The organism is Brumicola blandensis, assembly GCF_031846165.1.
GTDB lineage: Bacteria > Pseudomonadota > Gammaproteobacteria > Enterobacterales > Alteromonadaceae > Glaciecola > Glaciecola blandensis.
The window spans coordinates 262,131-277,693 of record NZ_JAVRIE010000005.1; the positions used below are offsets into that span (position 1 = coordinate 262,131).

Annotated in this window: 13 protein-coding genes; 4 read left to right on the top strand and 9 right to left on the bottom strand. The window is 43.1% G+C overall.

What is annotated here, in order from left to right; all coding sequences use genetic code 11:
* Window positions 1-143: 143 nt before the first annotated feature.
* The 3 genes from RM544_RS13380 to RM544_RS13390 all read right to left on the bottom strand — a co-directional run bounded on the left by RM544_RS13380 (window position 144) and on the right by RM544_RS13390 (window position 3,689).
* A complete protein-coding gene (locus tag RM544_RS13380) occupies window positions 144-2,093 on the bottom strand; it encodes a serine hydrolase domain-containing protein (protein WP_311362303.1) in 1,950 nt (649 codons plus the stop codon).
* A 135-nt stretch (window positions 2,094-2,228) separates the two neighbouring features.
* The gene (locus RM544_RS13385; protein ID WP_311362304.1) at window positions 2,229-2,957 is read right to left on the bottom strand and encodes a helix-turn-helix domain-containing protein; all 729 of its coding nucleotides are present in this window, start codon (window positions 2,955-2,957) and stop codon (window positions 2,229-2,231) included.
* A gap of 300 nt (window positions 2,958-3,257) precedes the next feature.
* Window positions 3,258-3,689, bottom strand: coding sequence for a MarR family winged helix-turn-helix transcriptional regulator (locus RM544_RS13390; RefSeq protein WP_311362305.1), 432 nt, complete (start codon window positions 3,687-3,689; stop codon window positions 3,258-3,260).
* Window positions 3,690-3,795: 106 nt separating this feature from the next.
* Here RM544_RS13390 and RM544_RS13395 point away from each other — a divergent pair, with 106 nt between their 5' ends.
* From RM544_RS13395 to RM544_RS13405, 3 genes are all read left to right on the top strand, one after another.
* A complete protein-coding gene (locus tag RM544_RS13395) occupies window positions 3,796-4,224 on the top strand; it encodes an organic hydroperoxide resistance protein (protein ID WP_311362306.1) in 429 nt (142 codons plus the stop codon).
* Between the two features lie 219 nt (window positions 4,225-4,443).
* Window positions 4,444-5,811: a DUF1800 domain-containing protein gene (locus tag RM544_RS13400; RefSeq protein ID WP_311362307.1), complete on the top strand. Its 1,368-nt coding sequence runs from the start codon at window positions 4,444-4,446 to the stop codon at window positions 5,809-5,811.
* Window positions 5,812-5,816: 5 nt separating this feature from the next.
* Window positions 5,817-6,953, top strand: a complete 1,137-nt coding sequence (locus tag RM544_RS13405) for a DUF1501 domain-containing protein (RefSeq protein WP_311362308.1) — start codon at window positions 5,817-5,819, stop codon at window positions 6,951-6,953.
* Window positions 6,954-6,995: 42 nt separating this feature from the next.
* Here RM544_RS13405 and RM544_RS13410 read toward each other — a convergent pair whose 3' ends face one another.
* Entirely contained in the window at window positions 6,996-8,273 is a 1,278-nt protein-coding gene (locus RM544_RS13410; protein WP_311362309.1) for a serine hydrolase domain-containing protein, read from the bottom strand.
* A 384-nt stretch (window positions 8,274-8,657) separates the two neighbouring features.
* On the opposite strand from RM544_RS13410, the gene RM544_RS13415 reads away from it, so the two are divergent.
* Window positions 8,658-9,521 (top strand): delta-class carbonic anhydrase, encoded by an 864-nt coding sequence (locus RM544_RS13415; protein ID WP_311362310.1) that lies wholly within the window; start codon window positions 8,658-8,660, stop codon window positions 9,519-9,521.
* A gap of 12 nt (window positions 9,522-9,533) precedes the next feature.
* Here the strand turns inward: RM544_RS13415 and RM544_RS13420 are convergent, their stop codons facing one another.
* From RM544_RS13420 to RM544_RS13440, 5 genes are all read right to left on the bottom strand, one after another.
* Window positions 9,534-10,220, bottom strand: a complete 687-nt coding sequence (locus RM544_RS13420; protein ID WP_311362311.1) for a response regulator transcription factor — start codon at window positions 10,218-10,220, stop codon at window positions 9,534-9,536.
* Complete coding sequence (locus RM544_RS13425; protein ID WP_311362312.1) at window positions 10,217-11,791, bottom strand: sensor histidine kinase; 1,575 nt, start codon at window positions 11,789-11,791, stop codon at window positions 10,217-10,219. The genes RM544_RS13420 and RM544_RS13425 overlap by 4 nt, the downstream gene beginning before the upstream one ends.
* Before the next feature lie 37 nt (window positions 11,792-11,828).
* Entirely contained in the window at window positions 11,829-11,975 is a 147-nt protein-coding gene (locus tag RM544_RS13430) for a hypothetical protein (RefSeq protein WP_311362313.1), read from the bottom strand.
* 884 nt (window positions 11,976-12,859) lie between these two features.
* Complete coding sequence (locus RM544_RS13435; RefSeq protein ID WP_311362314.1) at window positions 12,860-14,488, bottom strand: cisplatin damage response ATP-dependent DNA ligase; 1,629 nt, start codon at window positions 14,486-14,488, stop codon at window positions 12,860-12,862.
* Entirely contained in the window at window positions 14,488-15,525 is a 1,038-nt protein-coding gene (locus RM544_RS13440; RefSeq protein WP_432264487.1) for a ligase-associated DNA damage response exonuclease, read from the bottom strand. Before RM544_RS13440 ends, RM544_RS13435 begins: the two co-directional genes overlap by 1 nt.
* Window positions 15,526-15,563: the final 38 nt, after the last annotated feature.

The window sequence follows — 15,563 nt, forward strand, 5'->3', positions numbered from 1 at the left end:
TGTAGACTTTACAAAATGAAGTCTTTGCACTTGCTTTAGGTTAATACTAGACACAATCAAACGCTTTTACACACCGAATAAATAGATTGCTCTAATCGCTTTTATTATATTTGAAGAAAACATCAGGCGATGTGCATCCCACTTTACGCCCAAAATATGATCCCGATGACTCCGAATTTGAGCAAAAAAAGCATCACACAAAAATGCACACCCGATGCAATTGTGTAATACCAATAGCTCGATTTATTGACATTGTTGCTTTTTTTAATAAAAACAGTCGCTATGGCAAATACTGAGCATAATGCAAAAATAATCGTCATCAACATGATGCCAATAGATACAATCGTTGGTCCGGCCATATAGTAATATGGGTTTGAGCCAGCAACAAAGAGCAATCCCCAAATGCTGATAAATGCCCATGAAGCAAGTAATGGCCATCTTCTGAGCTGTTTCACTTCAATAGGAACACTACGACCACGTAACTTTGCAATACCAATACCCAGTGTTTTAAATAGTGAAAATATAATAATCAATAACCACAGAAACCCGATTAGTAACTGCGTATAACCTAGCCAAGGGTTTATTTTTTTTAATACCGAGGTCTTAACGGCACTAGCACCATAAGCATAGTGCAATACTTCACCCTCAATCGGGTCGACGACTCTAGCAAGGGAGATTAAACCGGTTTCATCAGAGCGATATAAATCGTCTGAGACTGGGTGATAATAGTTTTTGCTAGCCCCAATGGCCTTTCCTTGAATGAGTGTGTTCTCGTCAAAGGAAAATGTTTTCATATTTGAAATGTAATTTATAAAGCTGAACAACTCTACTCGCGGATTGATTTCGTAATATAGGCCCTCGATTGCCGGTTTTGTTTGCGTGGAAGCCAAAAACGCTTCCTCTGTTTTATTCGTTTTTTGATCCATCAGAAGCACAGCTGCAGGTGCTTCTGAACGACTCAACTGTTGTGTCTCGTAATCTTTAATTAAATTAGAAATTTTTTGAAAAGCCGCAATGTTTTTCGTATTTAATAAAATGACGTGTCCTGTTTGCTGTTCAGGGATATAGGAAATTTCAGACATATAACCTTCAATACCGCCGCGATGCTCACGATATACCCATTGCTTGTAACCCGCACTATAATTACTGAGGCCATACCCCGTTTGCATACCTTTTTGTGCAGATAGCGATGAACTTGGCGTCTCCATTCTCACTAAAGACTGCTCGCTGAGAATTTGCGTACCATTGAACTGTCCTCGCTGAATAAACAGTGTGAGTAAGTTCGTCATATCTTTGATAGAGCTATTCAAAGCGCTTGCGGGACGATTGATGAAATGATGATAGTCGATCGGTCGGTTCTTATCGTCATAGCCAACGGTTGGCATTGAAGTAAAAACCTCATCATACAAAAATGTGCTGTGTTGCATATCTAGCATGTTGAAGAAATGCGTTTGTACGAACGCTTCAAATGTTTTTCCGCTGACTTTTTCTACAATATACGCAGCTACCGTCGGTCCAGTATTATTGTATGCATACCTGCTTCCAGGGTGCCAACGCGAGGTTCTCGAGTGAGGATGAAAATCAAGTCCATCTTTAAGTGAAATAGGCGGTGTTTGGTTATGAGCGAATTCGGGGTAATGCTGTTCGTCCCAACCTGTGGTGTGCTCCAAAAGGTGCATAATCCTTATCGGATGTGTAGCCGCATATGGGTTATTAAACTCAATCTCTGGTGCCAAATCGACTAACTTATCTTGTAAACTAAGCTTTTTATCTTCTACGAGCTTCAATACGCTCAGGGCAACCAACATTTTTGACGTTGAACCTAAACGAAACACAGAATCTGTATTAACAGAGATGTTTTCCTCTCGATTCGCAAGGCCAATAGCATCAAAGTAAACAAGACCTTGTTTATCTATCATCGTAATACCCGCGGCTGGCACTTTATAATGCTGCATTAAATCAGCCAAGGCGACTTTAAGCTCTTCAATGTTGGACGGAGATTGATGCCGTTCTCGACTCTGATTAGCTTGCACAGATAAACAAAACAAAAAGAATGTAATGAGTAACAATAAAATAGGTCTTAGGTTTTTCATTTGGGTTTCCAATAAATAAAAGGCACATGCTAGATATTAGCGACTATTAGATAGCCGCCGATACCTCACCACTTATGTTTTAAAATAGATTCTTATACTAAGCAGAAATACTTAGATGATTGAGAAGAGAGCCACTTACGTGTCGGGCAATTTACTTTTTGTATACAGCCTTTTAATATCAGCTCGAGTGAGGGTGATGACTATCCAGTAAACAAACAGTAAATTGAAGCAGTATTCTGCTATTAAAAGGTAATCTATATCCAAGGCACTCAAAGACAGCTTACTCGTCATGGCTTTGATAAATACTTCAGCGAGTAATCCGCCATTGATCAAAAAGAACACACCACAAATTCCTAACATGGTGTACCTTGCCCAACTTTTTAATCTAAATAGCGGGTAGATGACAGCCACAAACAGAATACAAAAACTAATGACGACGCCGAATAACCCGGAAATGGCAATGCTATCAAAATTCTTTTGCGGTTGACTTATGATCAGAATAATCGAATTGATCAGTGTATAACTGGCAGAAATAGCCAATAGTGAAAGTATTGCAATCAGGCTATTGGGTATCTCTTTATCATCCATTGGCAATATTCGTCGCGTAATAGCTAAAACCAAAATTCTCAACTCCATCCATAATGGCGCAAAATCAATTTCATCTGTTGAAAACTCGAGCTTGTATGCTTCAACGTCTAGTGCATTCGCAACTGCATTTAGCGTTTTTACAGATACCATACCTTCGTTTTCCATTCGCTGAATCGTTCGTGAGTGCACACCAGAGACTTCTGCAAAATCTTCCTGAGTCCAAGATTTTTGCAGCCTTAACTTTTTTATTAGTCCGTGTTTGACTTTAATTTTCATAACTATTCTCAATCGACGCTTAGTTGCCATTTTGCTCGGCGTGCCATTGTTTGTCCACGACACGGCCACGACATAAGCAAATAATTTTCGATTAAAGTGAAATTTTAGGGCTTAAAATTATCTAAACGCTTATATTGATCATTTAAGTGTTATTTCCACGACAAAGATTAATTAAACAAAATAGGCATTTCTCGTCAGACAAGTTGACCCAGAATGGCAGTCCTACATATGGCGTAAAAAGTTTCTATATAGAGATGAATGAAATGTTCAAGTTTTGTGGAGCTTAGTAAGCGCAGACAACTATCTTAGGTCGTTAATCGTTAAATCCAGAAGACTCATCAAAGTGGTAAGCTGCTCAGGTGAAATGGAAGAAAACTGACACTTGATCTTTTCAGGTATTTGGCTTGCTTCTTCTTGCATTTCTTTTCCGCTACGACTAAGCATCACAAAACGCTTCCGTCGATCATCTTTGTCCTTTATTACTAGAAGTAGTTCTTTCTCAGCCATTTTTTTCAATATTTGTGTCATTGCGCCACTGTCGATAGACGTTTTTTGAGTTAGCTCGGCGATGGTTATTCGATCGGTTTCCCATAACGCTAACATGACCAAATATTGTGGATAAGTAAGATTGAGCTGACTCAATGGTTCTCTATATGCGCGTGTGATGCTATTCGAAGCCATATAGAGTCGGTGGCAAAGTTGGTTTTCTAACTTTAGTTGTTTGTAAGACATGAAGTACTCCTAGGTGTGATTATATTAATTTGCATGCAAATTATTTGCAAGATGTGTTTTCTTGCGTTATTGTTTGTATGCAAACTAAATTTACGAGGAGTATTTGATGAATAAATTACAAAACGTTGCATATACCGCACACGCAACTGCAACTGGTGGACGAGAAGGGTCTGCAAAAACTGATGATGGTCGTTTGGAAGTGGCGCTTTCGACTCCTAAAGGTTTAGGTGGTGATGATGGACAAGGAACTAACCCTGAACAGTTGTTCGCTGCCGGATATGCCGCTTGTTTTATCGGGGCGCTTAAATTCGTTGCTGGTCAAGCTAAAGTTAGCCTGCCGGCCGAAACACATATTGATTCCTCAGTGTCTATCGGCGCTATTGACGGGGGTTTTGGTATTGCAGTTGAATTACTCGTTTCTCTAGGTGATATGGATAAAGAAGAAGCGAAGGGCTTAGTGGATAAAGCCCATATGGTATGTCCATATTCAAACGCAACGCGTGGCAATATTGAAGTAACACTCTCAATTAAGTAATCGACCAAGAAATCAGTCATTTTTCGCGGGCTTTCGGGCCCGCTTTTCTTCACGAAGCATTCAAACCTTATTTAGCCTGATGAGTCCTTCTATTGAGGATATTAATCACAGTGTCGTTCCTTCCTTAAAAGCTGACAAACGTAAATAACATGTAAATCCCTTTGAGCTTTTAATTGCTTTCGTTATATTGATTCTATTAGGTCTCTTAGGGCTTTGGATTTGAACGAAGAAACAGAAGCATATATTGCAATGAATCGTTTCGGTTATGGTGCTACCGAAACGGATGTTCGTGCGATTTCAAAAACCAATCCTACTAGTTGGCTGAAAGCACAATTGGTGCCTTACAAAATGCCTGAAAGTAAGTTCACATCAGAAGTGGCGATTACTGAAGTCATGGCATACAACCAAATAAGAAACCAACTTAAAAACGCGAGTGAAGCCAGCCAAGACATGCAAGCTTCTCTGACGCAAAAGCGTAAAGAGATCGTTTCTCATGCTCGCGATTTAGCGATTGAATCAACAAAATTTAGCTTCAAAACTTCACAGGTCCTTCAAGCGCGTCTACTCGATTTCTTCTCTAATCATTTTAGCATTTCTAGGAATAACCTTTTAATCACAGCGCTCGCACCTACGATGGAGAGAGAAGCCATTGCCGCAAATCTGAGTCTGTCATTCGAAGATATGCTTCAGGCGGTCATCTCACACCCAGCGATGTTGTTGTATTTGAATAATGAGCAGTCTATCGGGCCGAATAGTCGAATAGGTAGACGACGCAAAGGGAAGGGTCTTAATGAAAACCTAGCTCGAGAGATCCTTGAACTTCACACTCTTGGTGTTAAGGCCGGTTATACACAGGAAGACGTGGTCGAATTTGCCAAAGCTATAACGGGATGGAGTGTGGGTCGACCGCATAAAAATGAGCCGGCGGGCTTCAAGTATCGAGTATCTGCTCATGAACCAGGAAATCGAGTAGTGCTAGGAAAAGTATACGAGCAAAGAACGAAGCAAGATGGCTTGCGTCAGGGCCAGAATATATTAACTGACTTAGCAATGCACCCTAGCACTGCTCAACACCTTAGTTACAAGTTAGCAAGACACTTTATTGCAGATCAGCCATCTCCCAAACTGGTAGGGGAAATGAAACGAGTTTATTTGGCTTCCCAAGGTAGTATTCCACAAGTAGTTTCTGCGATGATCACTCATCCTGACGCCTGGTCTTTGCAAAATCAGAAATTTAAAACGCCTAGAGAGTTTATTATCTCAAGTTGCCGTGCTTGCCAACTATATCGACCAAAACCAAATGTATTCCAGGTATTAGAATTAATGGGGCAAGGATTCTTCAATGCCGGTTCACCAGCAGGGTACGCAGATACCTCCGATGCGTGGTCTAGTGCACAGGCTTTGCGAGACAGAATAGAGTGGGCAGGGCATTTTGCTGAACAGGTGAAGTTACCTGTAAGTGAGATTGCTAAACAAGCACTCGGACCTCTATTGAGCGCGAAGACAGCAGAGACAATCGCCAGAGCGGAGAGCCAAACCCAGGCTATTACCCTGTTATTACTCAGCCCTGAATTTCAGAGAAGATAGCGCTTATGAAACGTAGAGACTTTTTAAAAGCGTCGGCGGCTAGTTTAGTCATGTTGCAATGTCCTACCGTTTTTGCTTTCAACCCAGTTGCACAAACCAAGACAAAAAAAGTGATTTGGGTAATGCTTCGAGGAGCGCTTGATCCCTTACACACCTTATTTCCGATAGGTGATCCTGACTTTGCTGGCTACCGACAGTCTGTTGTTCAGCCCATTCAGAAAAGCTTACTGACACTTGATCATCAGTTTTCTTTGCATCCCGACTTAGCGTTTTTGCATCAGCTTTATGAGCGCAAGGAAATGACGCCTGTCGTTGCGGTAGCATCAGGATATCGAAAGCGTTCACATTTTGATGGGCAAGATCAACTTGAAAGTGGGCTAGATCACACGCAACACGAAAATGGTTGGTTGGCTAGGGCACTCAATCAGTATCGAGGTAATGGCGTCGCAGTAGCCAGAACGGTTCCAATTGCGCTGCGTGGTGCGACCAATGACGTTGATACTTGGTTTCCATCTAGTTTTCCTGAAGCAGATGAAGATACTCTGGCCCGATTAGCCGATATGTACGAAGGCGACACACACCTAGCCGGTCTGCTAGAGCAAGCTATCGAACAAACTGAAAATCCGAATATGCAAATGAAGGAAACACGCAGACCTAAGTTTCCTTTCTTGGCGCAGCGCTGCGGCGAGCTTTTACGAAATGAGCAAAATACAAGCTGCGGCATGTTAGAAATGGGTGGGTGGGACACCCATAATAATATGAGTAAACGCCTGTCTAGGCAGTTTAGCTTGTTGGATGAAGGCCTAAAAAATATCAGGACTGAGCTGGGCGATACTTGGCAAGATACCTTAATTGTAATCAGTTCTGAATTCGGTCGAACTGTTAAGCTAAATGGCACTGGTGGCAGCGACCACGGTACCGGCGGTGTGATGTTTTTTGCTGGTGGTGCGGTGCGTAAGTTAGGTGGCAAACTACAAGGTGGCCAAGTCATGGGTACATGGCCTGGCTTGCACGAAGATCAACTGTTCGAAAAACGTGATCTCATGCCAACGACAGATATACGTTTTTGGCTTGCTGAAGCATTAATGAGTCATTGGCGTTTATCGCCTTCTCAAATCAAAGCGATCTTCCCCGATATTTAGTCAAGGGCTAGCGCAAAAGCAGTGCGCCAGCCAGAGAAGCGCTTAGTCTATCAGTGCTTGGTAAACCAAATTGCGGAGATCATCATGATATCGGTGGGTACCGATAGGCACAAACTGCGCCATTCCAATGATAATAAGATTCTCTTTTGGGTCGACTCTAAAGTAAGTTGATGCTGCGCCTCCCCACCCAAAGTTACCTTCTGAACTTAAAAATCGACTTTGCCCCTCGTCGACGGTTACCGAAACTGCTAGTCCATAGCCTTCACCAAGTGAATTAGCTGCATATGGAACTAAGTCTGCAGGAAGATGATTGCTCGTCATATATTCAACTGTTTTTCGACCTAAGATCCGAACACCGTTTATTTCACCCCCATTTAATAGCATTTGTGCAAAGGTAAGATAATCGTCCATGGTTGAGACTAAGCCGCCGCCACCATTATGAACTTCTGGGTCACTCAAAAAGTCGCCTAAAGGTTCATTTTCCATCGGAATCGTGTTTCCATTCTTGTCGCTACTGTATATTTGCGCTAGTCGGTGAGCTTTATCAGGAGCAACTGAGAAACCAGTGTCGGTCATTCGAAGAGGTACAAAAATGTTCTTTTGCATGTATTCGCCCAGTTTCATTCCAGACAACCGTTCAACTAACGCCCCAATCACATCGGTATTCACACCATAGTGCCACTGAGTGCCAGGTTGATGATTGAGTGGGAGTTTAGCCAGTTCACTCATGACATCTTCCGCTTTCACTTTGCCCTGTGTCATGGGAGATGCGCGATACAAATTATCAACTTCGCTACCAGTAAAACCATAACTGAAACCGGCAGTGTGCATGAATAAATCAATAATTCTGATGGGTGCATTTGCATCTTCAAGCACCATATCATCACCGCTACCACTAACATACACTTTTAAGTTTGCTAGTTCAGGTATATACCAAGCAATGGGATCATTCATATGAAACTTGCCTTGCTCCCATAGTTGCAGTGCGGCCACAGCAGTGACTGGTTTTGTCATTGAATAAATACGGAAGATAGTGTCTTTCTGTAACTCAAGTCCAGCCTCGCGATCTTGCATGCCAAGTGTGGAGTCATGGACTATCTCTCCATTCCTGGCGACCAATGTGCTGATTCCTGCTAGTTTACCTTCGTCAATATACCTTTGCATTTTAGTGTCGATGTTTTGTAATCGACCTTTAGAAAAGCCTTGGTTTTTGTTAGCAACTGCATTGGTGTTGGCGTCATAGGGTAGGCGATGCTCAGTAACCGATATACTGCATGCCGATAATATAAGGCAGAGGCTTATGAGGAGATAATGCCGCATAAATAAGTCCTTTTCTAAGAAGTTTTTTGTAGTGTAGCCCGCCGAACCATTTGAATCTAGTTTATTATATTGAGTAAATATAGCGCTATGACTTGTCTTTTTTTGTCTTGCTTATTCGATGAATTCACGGTCCTCATGGTTAAATTAATCGCTTTTAATCTAATTTTAATGTTGAAGCAAAGTCTTTTTCAATTTACTCGCCTATACTCTTAACATCCACAAAGCCTATAGAGTGACTATATCTCTATTGGTCGGAAGTTTTAAAACCATAAAATAAAGTGTATTAGAACGAGTGCTTGCGGCTTATTTCCGCAGTCATTTATAAATTAGAAAACGTTGACGACACCAGACAAAGTCTGCTGTAAAACCCAACAGAGGTTAAATATGAACAAGTTTACACCTACAAAACTAGCTATCTTTTCATCACTTGCTGCAGCTCTATTAGTTGGCGCGAGTCCTGCAATTTCTAAAACTGTCGGCGACGATGTTATTGAGAAAAACCGTGCCGCTCTCGAAATGAACACTGATGGAAAGGGCTTTGGTCCCCAGTCTCCAAGAGACATCGATTCTAAAGAGGGTACTAACAAGCGAGTTTTTGGCTTTGCTGCACCGTCAACACAAATGAACTTGTGTAACATTCATTTTCACAAAAATGCAGAACACAAGGGTGGTGAGTTCACAACCTATGCTGGTAATGGTGACGGTAAAGGTTACATGACTGGCTTCAAATATGATGGTGCACTTTCTGCTGCCGAAACAAAACCAGTCAACAAAAACATCTGTGCTGCCAAGGGTGGTTCACTAATGGCGGGCGATACTATTGAATTGCATTATGTCTATACGTCAAATGATATCAAGCCAGGTCCAACCTTGGGCGCGTGTTTGTCAGACAGTTCAATGAACCCAGGTCTTCGTGTTGAAGGTCAAGTGTTCGTTCTTGTAAACGATGACGATGCATTAGACTTCGAAGACTTAGCGAAAGTAGAGCAGCGCGATGGCTATTATCAAGCTGTCAACATTCCGAATAATACGGGTACACCGGTTGAGTATATTGGTTCAACCACAGGCCCCTCATTCAATGAAAAAGCTTCTCCTCTGAAAGTAAGCTGGAGCGTAAGACCTCAGGTTGCTAAAGTAGATATCAATTCAGTTGGTGAATGGTGTGAAAGCAATGAGTTCAACGAAGATCATGCTCACGGCGTTAGAAATCTGGTAACAAATGAGAAGCTACTTTCTCCAATCAAGTAGTAGAAACGGTGTTTACGCTTGGGCGGTTTCGCCCAAGCGATATCCATTCCCGCGTAATGTCTGAATCGCAATTGCTTTATCCGCATCCAAGCGCTTTCTTAAGCGACTAATATAAACATCCACAATATTGGTGTTGGGGTCACTGTAAGTCTGCCACACTCGGCTCAATATTCTTTCTCTCGACAAAACTTTGTTCTTGTTTTCGAGCAAATACTGAAGCAACTCATACTCTATTTTAGTTAAGCCTATTTCTTCTCCGTTTAGTTTTGCCACTCGCTCATCTAGCAATAGTTCTAGCTTTGAGAATTTCAGCGAGTTTATTGTATCGGGTGTTTGTTGGGTTACTCGCCGTTTCAAGGCAACGATCCGTGCTAACAATTCATCGAAATCGAAAGGTTTACATAAATAGTCATCTGCACCTTCTTGTAAGCCTTTGACTCTCTCATTAACTTCATCAAGAGCCGTTAGCATTAAAATCATGGGAGGGTTGGGAAGGGCTTTCAATGCAGAAACAATAGACACGCTATCCTCATCACCAAACATTCTGTCCAATACGAGGATCGTAGACGAATGCTTTTTAACAAAAGGTAATATCTCATGCAGTTGGCTCAGAGTGTCACATTCGTAGCCTTCTGTTTTAAGACCTTTTTCTAAAAAACGTAATAGCGGTAATTCGTCATCAGCGATTAATATTTTCATGATTCATTTTTCAGTGTTAAGTTATCTAGCGGTAATTTGACAGAAAAGGTCGTTCCTTCACCTTGCACGGAATTGACACTAATGCTGCCTTTATGGGCCTCAACAATCGCTTTGGCAATGGGCAAACCAAGACCAACTCCCTCATTATGCTTGCTGAAGCGAACAAAACGTTCGAAGATATTCTCAATTTCAGCTCCTGAAATACCCTCGCCAGTATCCGACACTGAGATGTTAATGCATTCCTCAGAATAACCTATCGATATTTTAATGGCTTCATTCTTGGCTGAATACTTGTTAGCGTTATCGAGTAATATTGAAAAAACCTGTTCTATTCTTGGTTTGTCTATGCGTACCTTTGTCAGTGTATTTTTAATATTCTCATCAACTTCAATATTTCTGTTTTCGCAAAGTTTACGCCACTTTGCGACTTCTGACATGATAATGGGCTCCATATCCATGCTAGAAAGCTCTAAATGAAGCTCAGTCATCTCAGCTCTTGTGAGTAGTAATAAACCATCAACTAAGTGGCTCAAGTTGACGGCTTGATCGAGTATTACTTGCAGTGTGTCTTTGTATTCTGCCTCTGAGATAGACTTCACACGCAAAGTCACTTGAGCCTCACCTCTTATGATCGTTAAAGGCGTGCGCAATTCGTGCGATACATCAGCAATGAATTGACGACGACGAGAGTCTATTTTGGTCAACTGTAGGTTGGCTTGGGTTAACTCGCTAGTGCGTTGCTCTACCTGGAACTCTAAATTTTTGCGGGAGCGAGCTTCGTTTGCCTCGTGTTCTTGCAGCCGCTTAGCGAGCTGATTGATTGAGGTGGCGAGTTGCTGAAATTCACTATCAAGAGTATCAGAAATAGGCTTTCGGTAGTCACCGTTGGCTATTGTATTGGTGGCGCGCTGAATGAGTATAAGCGGCTGATAAAGTTGGTTAAATAACCAATAGCAGGCATAGCCAATAAGCGGGACTACCAATAGACCTAGAATCAATGTAAACCAAACTATCGCTGTATTTAAGGCATTTATTCGCGCATTGATGCTACTCACTACTCGACTTTGACGCACTTCTGCTGCGTTTATCGCTTCTCTAAATTCATTGTCGATACTCTCTTCTAGCAAGTTGCGTAGGTTTTGTTTTTGCGCAATGGGGACACTAGTACTGTTTTCTACAATCATCTCAAATTCATTGATTATGGATGTAATTAAACTATCAAGTTCGTCGGTATCTTCTACGGTACCTAGCGTGAAATCTTCACCTAAAGCTTCTCGTTGCTTTAATTCCAAGCGTCTAATATTGACGATAGATTCAGCGATAATCGCCCGCTTTTTGCGGACATTTGCTTGGTTGGCATTTTTACCAAAAATAATTTCATCGGTAAGCTGTTTAAAGAGCCGGTAAGAAATACTGGAAAGCTGTTGATGCTCACTTAATAAGGACTGAGCAATTGTACTCTGTTCCAAGTTCTGCCGCGTAAGGTGCGCAGATACCGCTGTGCATGCAAGTGCAATGAGTAGGATAAAGGCCGTGCCCAAACCAAAAAAGAAGAGCTTTTTCTTATACATCTCTAAAACAATCCTTATTTAATATTTCATCTAATATTTAGTTGTTGCCGCAATCAATGTCATTCCCGCCACCAACGTCATTCCCGCCACCAACGTCATTCCCGCCACCAACGTCATTCCCGCCACCAACGTCATTCCCGAGTAGTCGGGAACCTAGCTCCCCATCTGCATGGGGATGACGCAATGCACATAGTCATTCCCGAGTAGTCGGGAACCTAGCTCCCCATCTACATGGGGATGACGCAATGCACATAGTCATTCCCGAGCAGTCGGGAACCTAGCTCCCCATCTGCATGGGGATGACGCAATGCACATAGTCATTCCCGAGTAGTCGGGAACCTAGCTCCCCATCTGCATGGGGATGACGCAATTCACATAGTCATTCCCGAGCAGTCGGGAACCTAGCTCCCCATCTGCATGGGGATGACGCAATGCACATAGTCATTCCCGAGCAGTCGGGAACCGAGCTCCCCATCTACATGGGGATGACGCAATGCACATAGTCATTCCCGAGTAGTCGGGAACCTAGCTCCCCATCTACATGGGGATGACGCAATGCACATAGTCATTCCCGAGCAGTCGGGAACCGAGCTCCCCATCTACATGGGGATGACGCAATGCACATAGTCATTCCCGAGTAGTCGGGAACCTAGCTCCCCATCTGGATGGGGATGACGCAATGCACATAGTCATTCCCGAGCAGTCGGGAACCTAGCTCCCCATCTACATGGGGATGACGCAATGCACATAGTCATTCCCGAGCAGTCGGGAACCTAGCTCCCCATCTGGATGGGGATGACGCAATGCACATAGTCATTCCCGAGCAGTCGGGAACCTAGCTCCCCATCTACATGGGGATGACGCAATGCACATAGTCATTCCCGAGTAGTCGGGAACCTAGCTCCCCATCTGCATGGGGATGACGCAATGCACATAGTCATTCCCGAGCAGTCGGGAACCTAGCTCCCCATCTGCATGGGGATGACGCAAATTGCATGGGGATGACGCAATCTACATGAGTATGACGCAATGCCATAGCATAGCAGTCTACCAACAAGACTTTGAATCTCAAACAATCATATTCTTAAGCGTCTGCAACTGGTCTGCTTCATCAGCCGGCTTGTCCCAGCGAATGCGATGGATTCGAGGGAAACGTAAGGCCAAGCCGGACTTATGACGTTTTGATTCATGCACAGAATCAAAGGCTAACTCAAATACTAGCGCTTTGTTCACTTCTTTCACTGGGCCAAAACGGCCGATAGTATTCTTTCTAACCCATGCATCGAGTTGCTTTAGCTCAGCATCGGTAAAGCCACTATAAGCTTTGCCGACAGGTAATAGTTTACCGTCCTGCCAGCACCCAAAGGTATAATCAGAGTAGAATGATGAACGTTTACCGTGTCCTCGTTGTGCATACATAATGACAGCATCAATGACTTTTGCATCGCGCTTCCATTTATACCACTGACCTTTAGGTCTGCCCGCTACATACCTACCTTCCAGGTTCTTGAGCATTAAGCCTTCAATGTACTCTTCACTCGTATTTGCTGTTTCTCTCAAAGTTTGCAAATCATTGATAGTTCGATACGTGAGCGCTTTCGAAAGTTTTAATTTTGCAGTGTTGTGCTTTTGATACCATGTAGCTAAATGCTGGTAACGCTGTGAAAGCGGTAATTCACGCAAGTCTGCGGCGTCTAAAAAGAGTGCGTCGTATAACATCATACCCACCGGTATCGAAGCGATTAATTGCTTGCTCGGCTTCTTTTTATTTAAGCGTTGTTGAAGCTGGTTGAAGCTCAAGATCTTGCCTTCCTTCATAGCCAATAATTCACCATCAAATACGCCAGACATTGTGTTCTCATCAATACTTGCTAGTAGGTCTGGAAAGCTATGGCCAATGTCGTCACCTGTGCGACTAAATAGCGCTTTTCCGTTGGTGTTACAGACAAGTTGAACACGTATCCCGTCAAACTTCCATTCTGCTTGCCATCTGTCTTCTGATTGCACTGAACGGTCATCTGAATTCAACATGCGGGGCAAGTCTACTTCGTCTAAGGGATGGGATAGCATAACCGGTTGAAAGGTGATTTTTTCGGATATATCTGGTTTTGGAGCATCTCCTTCTAACCATTGCATAAGGTCGGTGTAAGGCGGCTCGACACCATGCCAAACCCGCTCAATATCTTCTACTTGAATATCTGATGAAACGGCATATTCAGCGAGTATTTTTTTTAAGAAACGTGAAGACAAGCCTATTCGCAAACCTCGGGTACCGAGTTTAATGAGCGCCCACCGTTGATTTGGCGTCATTCTATTCAGTAAGTCAATGAGAATGTCTTGGATATCTTTTTTCGCACTTGATTTGAAGGTAAGAACGAGCTCATTCAAACTCGGTAAAGGGCTATCCATTGTTGCCTCTGCTTGGTCGCTTGGCCACAAGTGGGCAACCGTTTCGCTCATTTCACCCACATAATCATAGCTTAAATCGAACAGTACTGGGTCGACACGCGACTTTATCAAATCTTTTATCAGCTTACGTTTGAATAAGTCAAAGTTGAGCGTTCCGGCGATCGCGGCGATAGCCCAACCTCTGTCTGGGTCAGGAGTGCTTTTCAAATACTCTCTAAGAATGGCGGACTTGGCCAGATTACTTGACGTAAAATAGAGTTTGTCGACTAGCTCTGCAAACTTCTCCATTACTCAGCAGCCTCTTCATCAAAGCCAACGAGGGACAAGGCTTTGGCTCGATAACCCATCTGTTGCGCTTGATGAACGAGAGCCGCTTCTCGACCATGTGTTACCCAGACCTCCCCAGGATTTACTTCACTGATGGTTTGCAGAAGCTCTGGCCAGTCGCAATGGTCTGATATGATAATCGGCAACTCTGCTTTTCTTTGCTTTGAACGCGCTCGAATTTGCATCCAACCTGAAGCCATGGCGGTAATCACATTTGGTAATTTGCGAGACCATCGGTCATTCAATGCTGAGGGTGGCGCGAGCACAATTTCGCCAGCTAAGGTTTTAGTATCTTCGACCTCACTAACAGGAACGATAGCGCCCATATCAATGCCAAATTCTTTGTACAGAGTGCACAATTTTAGCAAAGCACCATGCATATAAATGGGCTTTTGATAGCCCAATTCTCTCAATGCAAGGACTACCCGTTGGCATTTCCCTAAGGCATAAACGCCTACAAGATGACATCGCTCAGGAAATAGTGATAACGAATCTAGTAGTTTGTTCACTTCCTGTAATATCGGCGGGTGATGAAACACTGGCAATGCAAAGGTTGCCTCGGTAACAAAAACATCGCATGGGCAGACTTCAAAAGGCGCGCAAGTTGGGTCAGCACTGCGTTTGTAATCGCCTGAAATGACTAAACGATGGCTTGCGTGATCAATGACGGCTTGGGCTGAACCTAAAATATGTCCAGCAGGTTTCAGCATTAATTGGCCTTTAGCTAAATCGATAGTCTGATCATAAGCGAGTTCAATTTGCTTTTGTGCGTGGTCTTCACCGTAACGAATGCGCATGATTGCCATTGTTTCAGGGGTGGCATACACTTCCCCATGGCCAGCACGCGCATGGTCTGCATGACCATGAGTGACGATGGCACGAGCAACCGCTTGCATTGGATCGATATAGGCATCAAGCGCTTCACAATACAAACCATTTGGATTTGTAGTAATCCAATGTTGCGGATGCTGCATATTAGTTGGAGTTGATAATTTCATAACAGAGTTACTTACGCGTGTAACTCCATTTTGGTGCG

Bases quoted from the DNA above. Each gene is read 5' to 3' on its own strand.
- RM544_RS13405 (WP_311362308.1), top strand. From the start codon at position 5,817: ATGAAACGTAGAGACTTTTTAAAAGCGTCGGCGGCTAGTTTAGTCATG.
- RM544_RS13385 (WP_311362304.1), bottom strand. From the start codon at position 2,957: ATGAAAATTAAAGTCAAACACGGACTAATAAAAAAGTTAAGGCTGCAA.
- RM544_RS13435 (WP_311362314.1), bottom strand. From the start codon at position 14,488: ATGGAGAAGTTTGCAGAGCTAGTCGACAAACTCTATTTTACGTCAAGT.
- RM544_RS13390 (WP_311362305.1), bottom strand. From the start codon at position 3,689: ATGTCTTACAAACAACTAAAGTTAGAAAACCAACTTTGCCACCGACTC.
- RM544_RS13440 (WP_432264487.1), bottom strand. From the start codon at position 15,525: ATGAAATTATCAACTCCAACTAATATGCAGCATCCGCAACATTGGATT.
- RM544_RS13420 (WP_311362311.1), bottom strand. From the start codon at position 10,220: ATGAAAATATTAATCGCTGATGACGAATTACCGCTATTACGTTTTTTA.
- RM544_RS13410 (WP_311362309.1), bottom strand. From the start codon at position 8,273: ATGCGGCATTATCTCCTCATAAGCCTCTGCCTTATATTATCGGCATGC.
- RM544_RS13425 (WP_311362312.1), bottom strand. From the start codon at position 11,791: ATGTATAAGAAAAAGCTCTTCTTTTTTGGTTTGGGCACGGCCTTTATC.
- RM544_RS13380 (WP_311362303.1), bottom strand. From the start codon at position 2,093: ATGAAAAACCTAAGACCTATTTTATTGTTACTCATTACATTCTTTTTG.
- RM544_RS13415 (WP_311362310.1), top strand. From the start codon at position 8,658: ATGAACAAGTTTACACCTACAAAACTAGCTATCTTTTCATCACTTGCT.
- RM544_RS13395 (WP_311362306.1), top strand. From the start codon at position 3,796: ATGAATAAATTACAAAACGTTGCATATACCGCACACGCAACTGCAACT.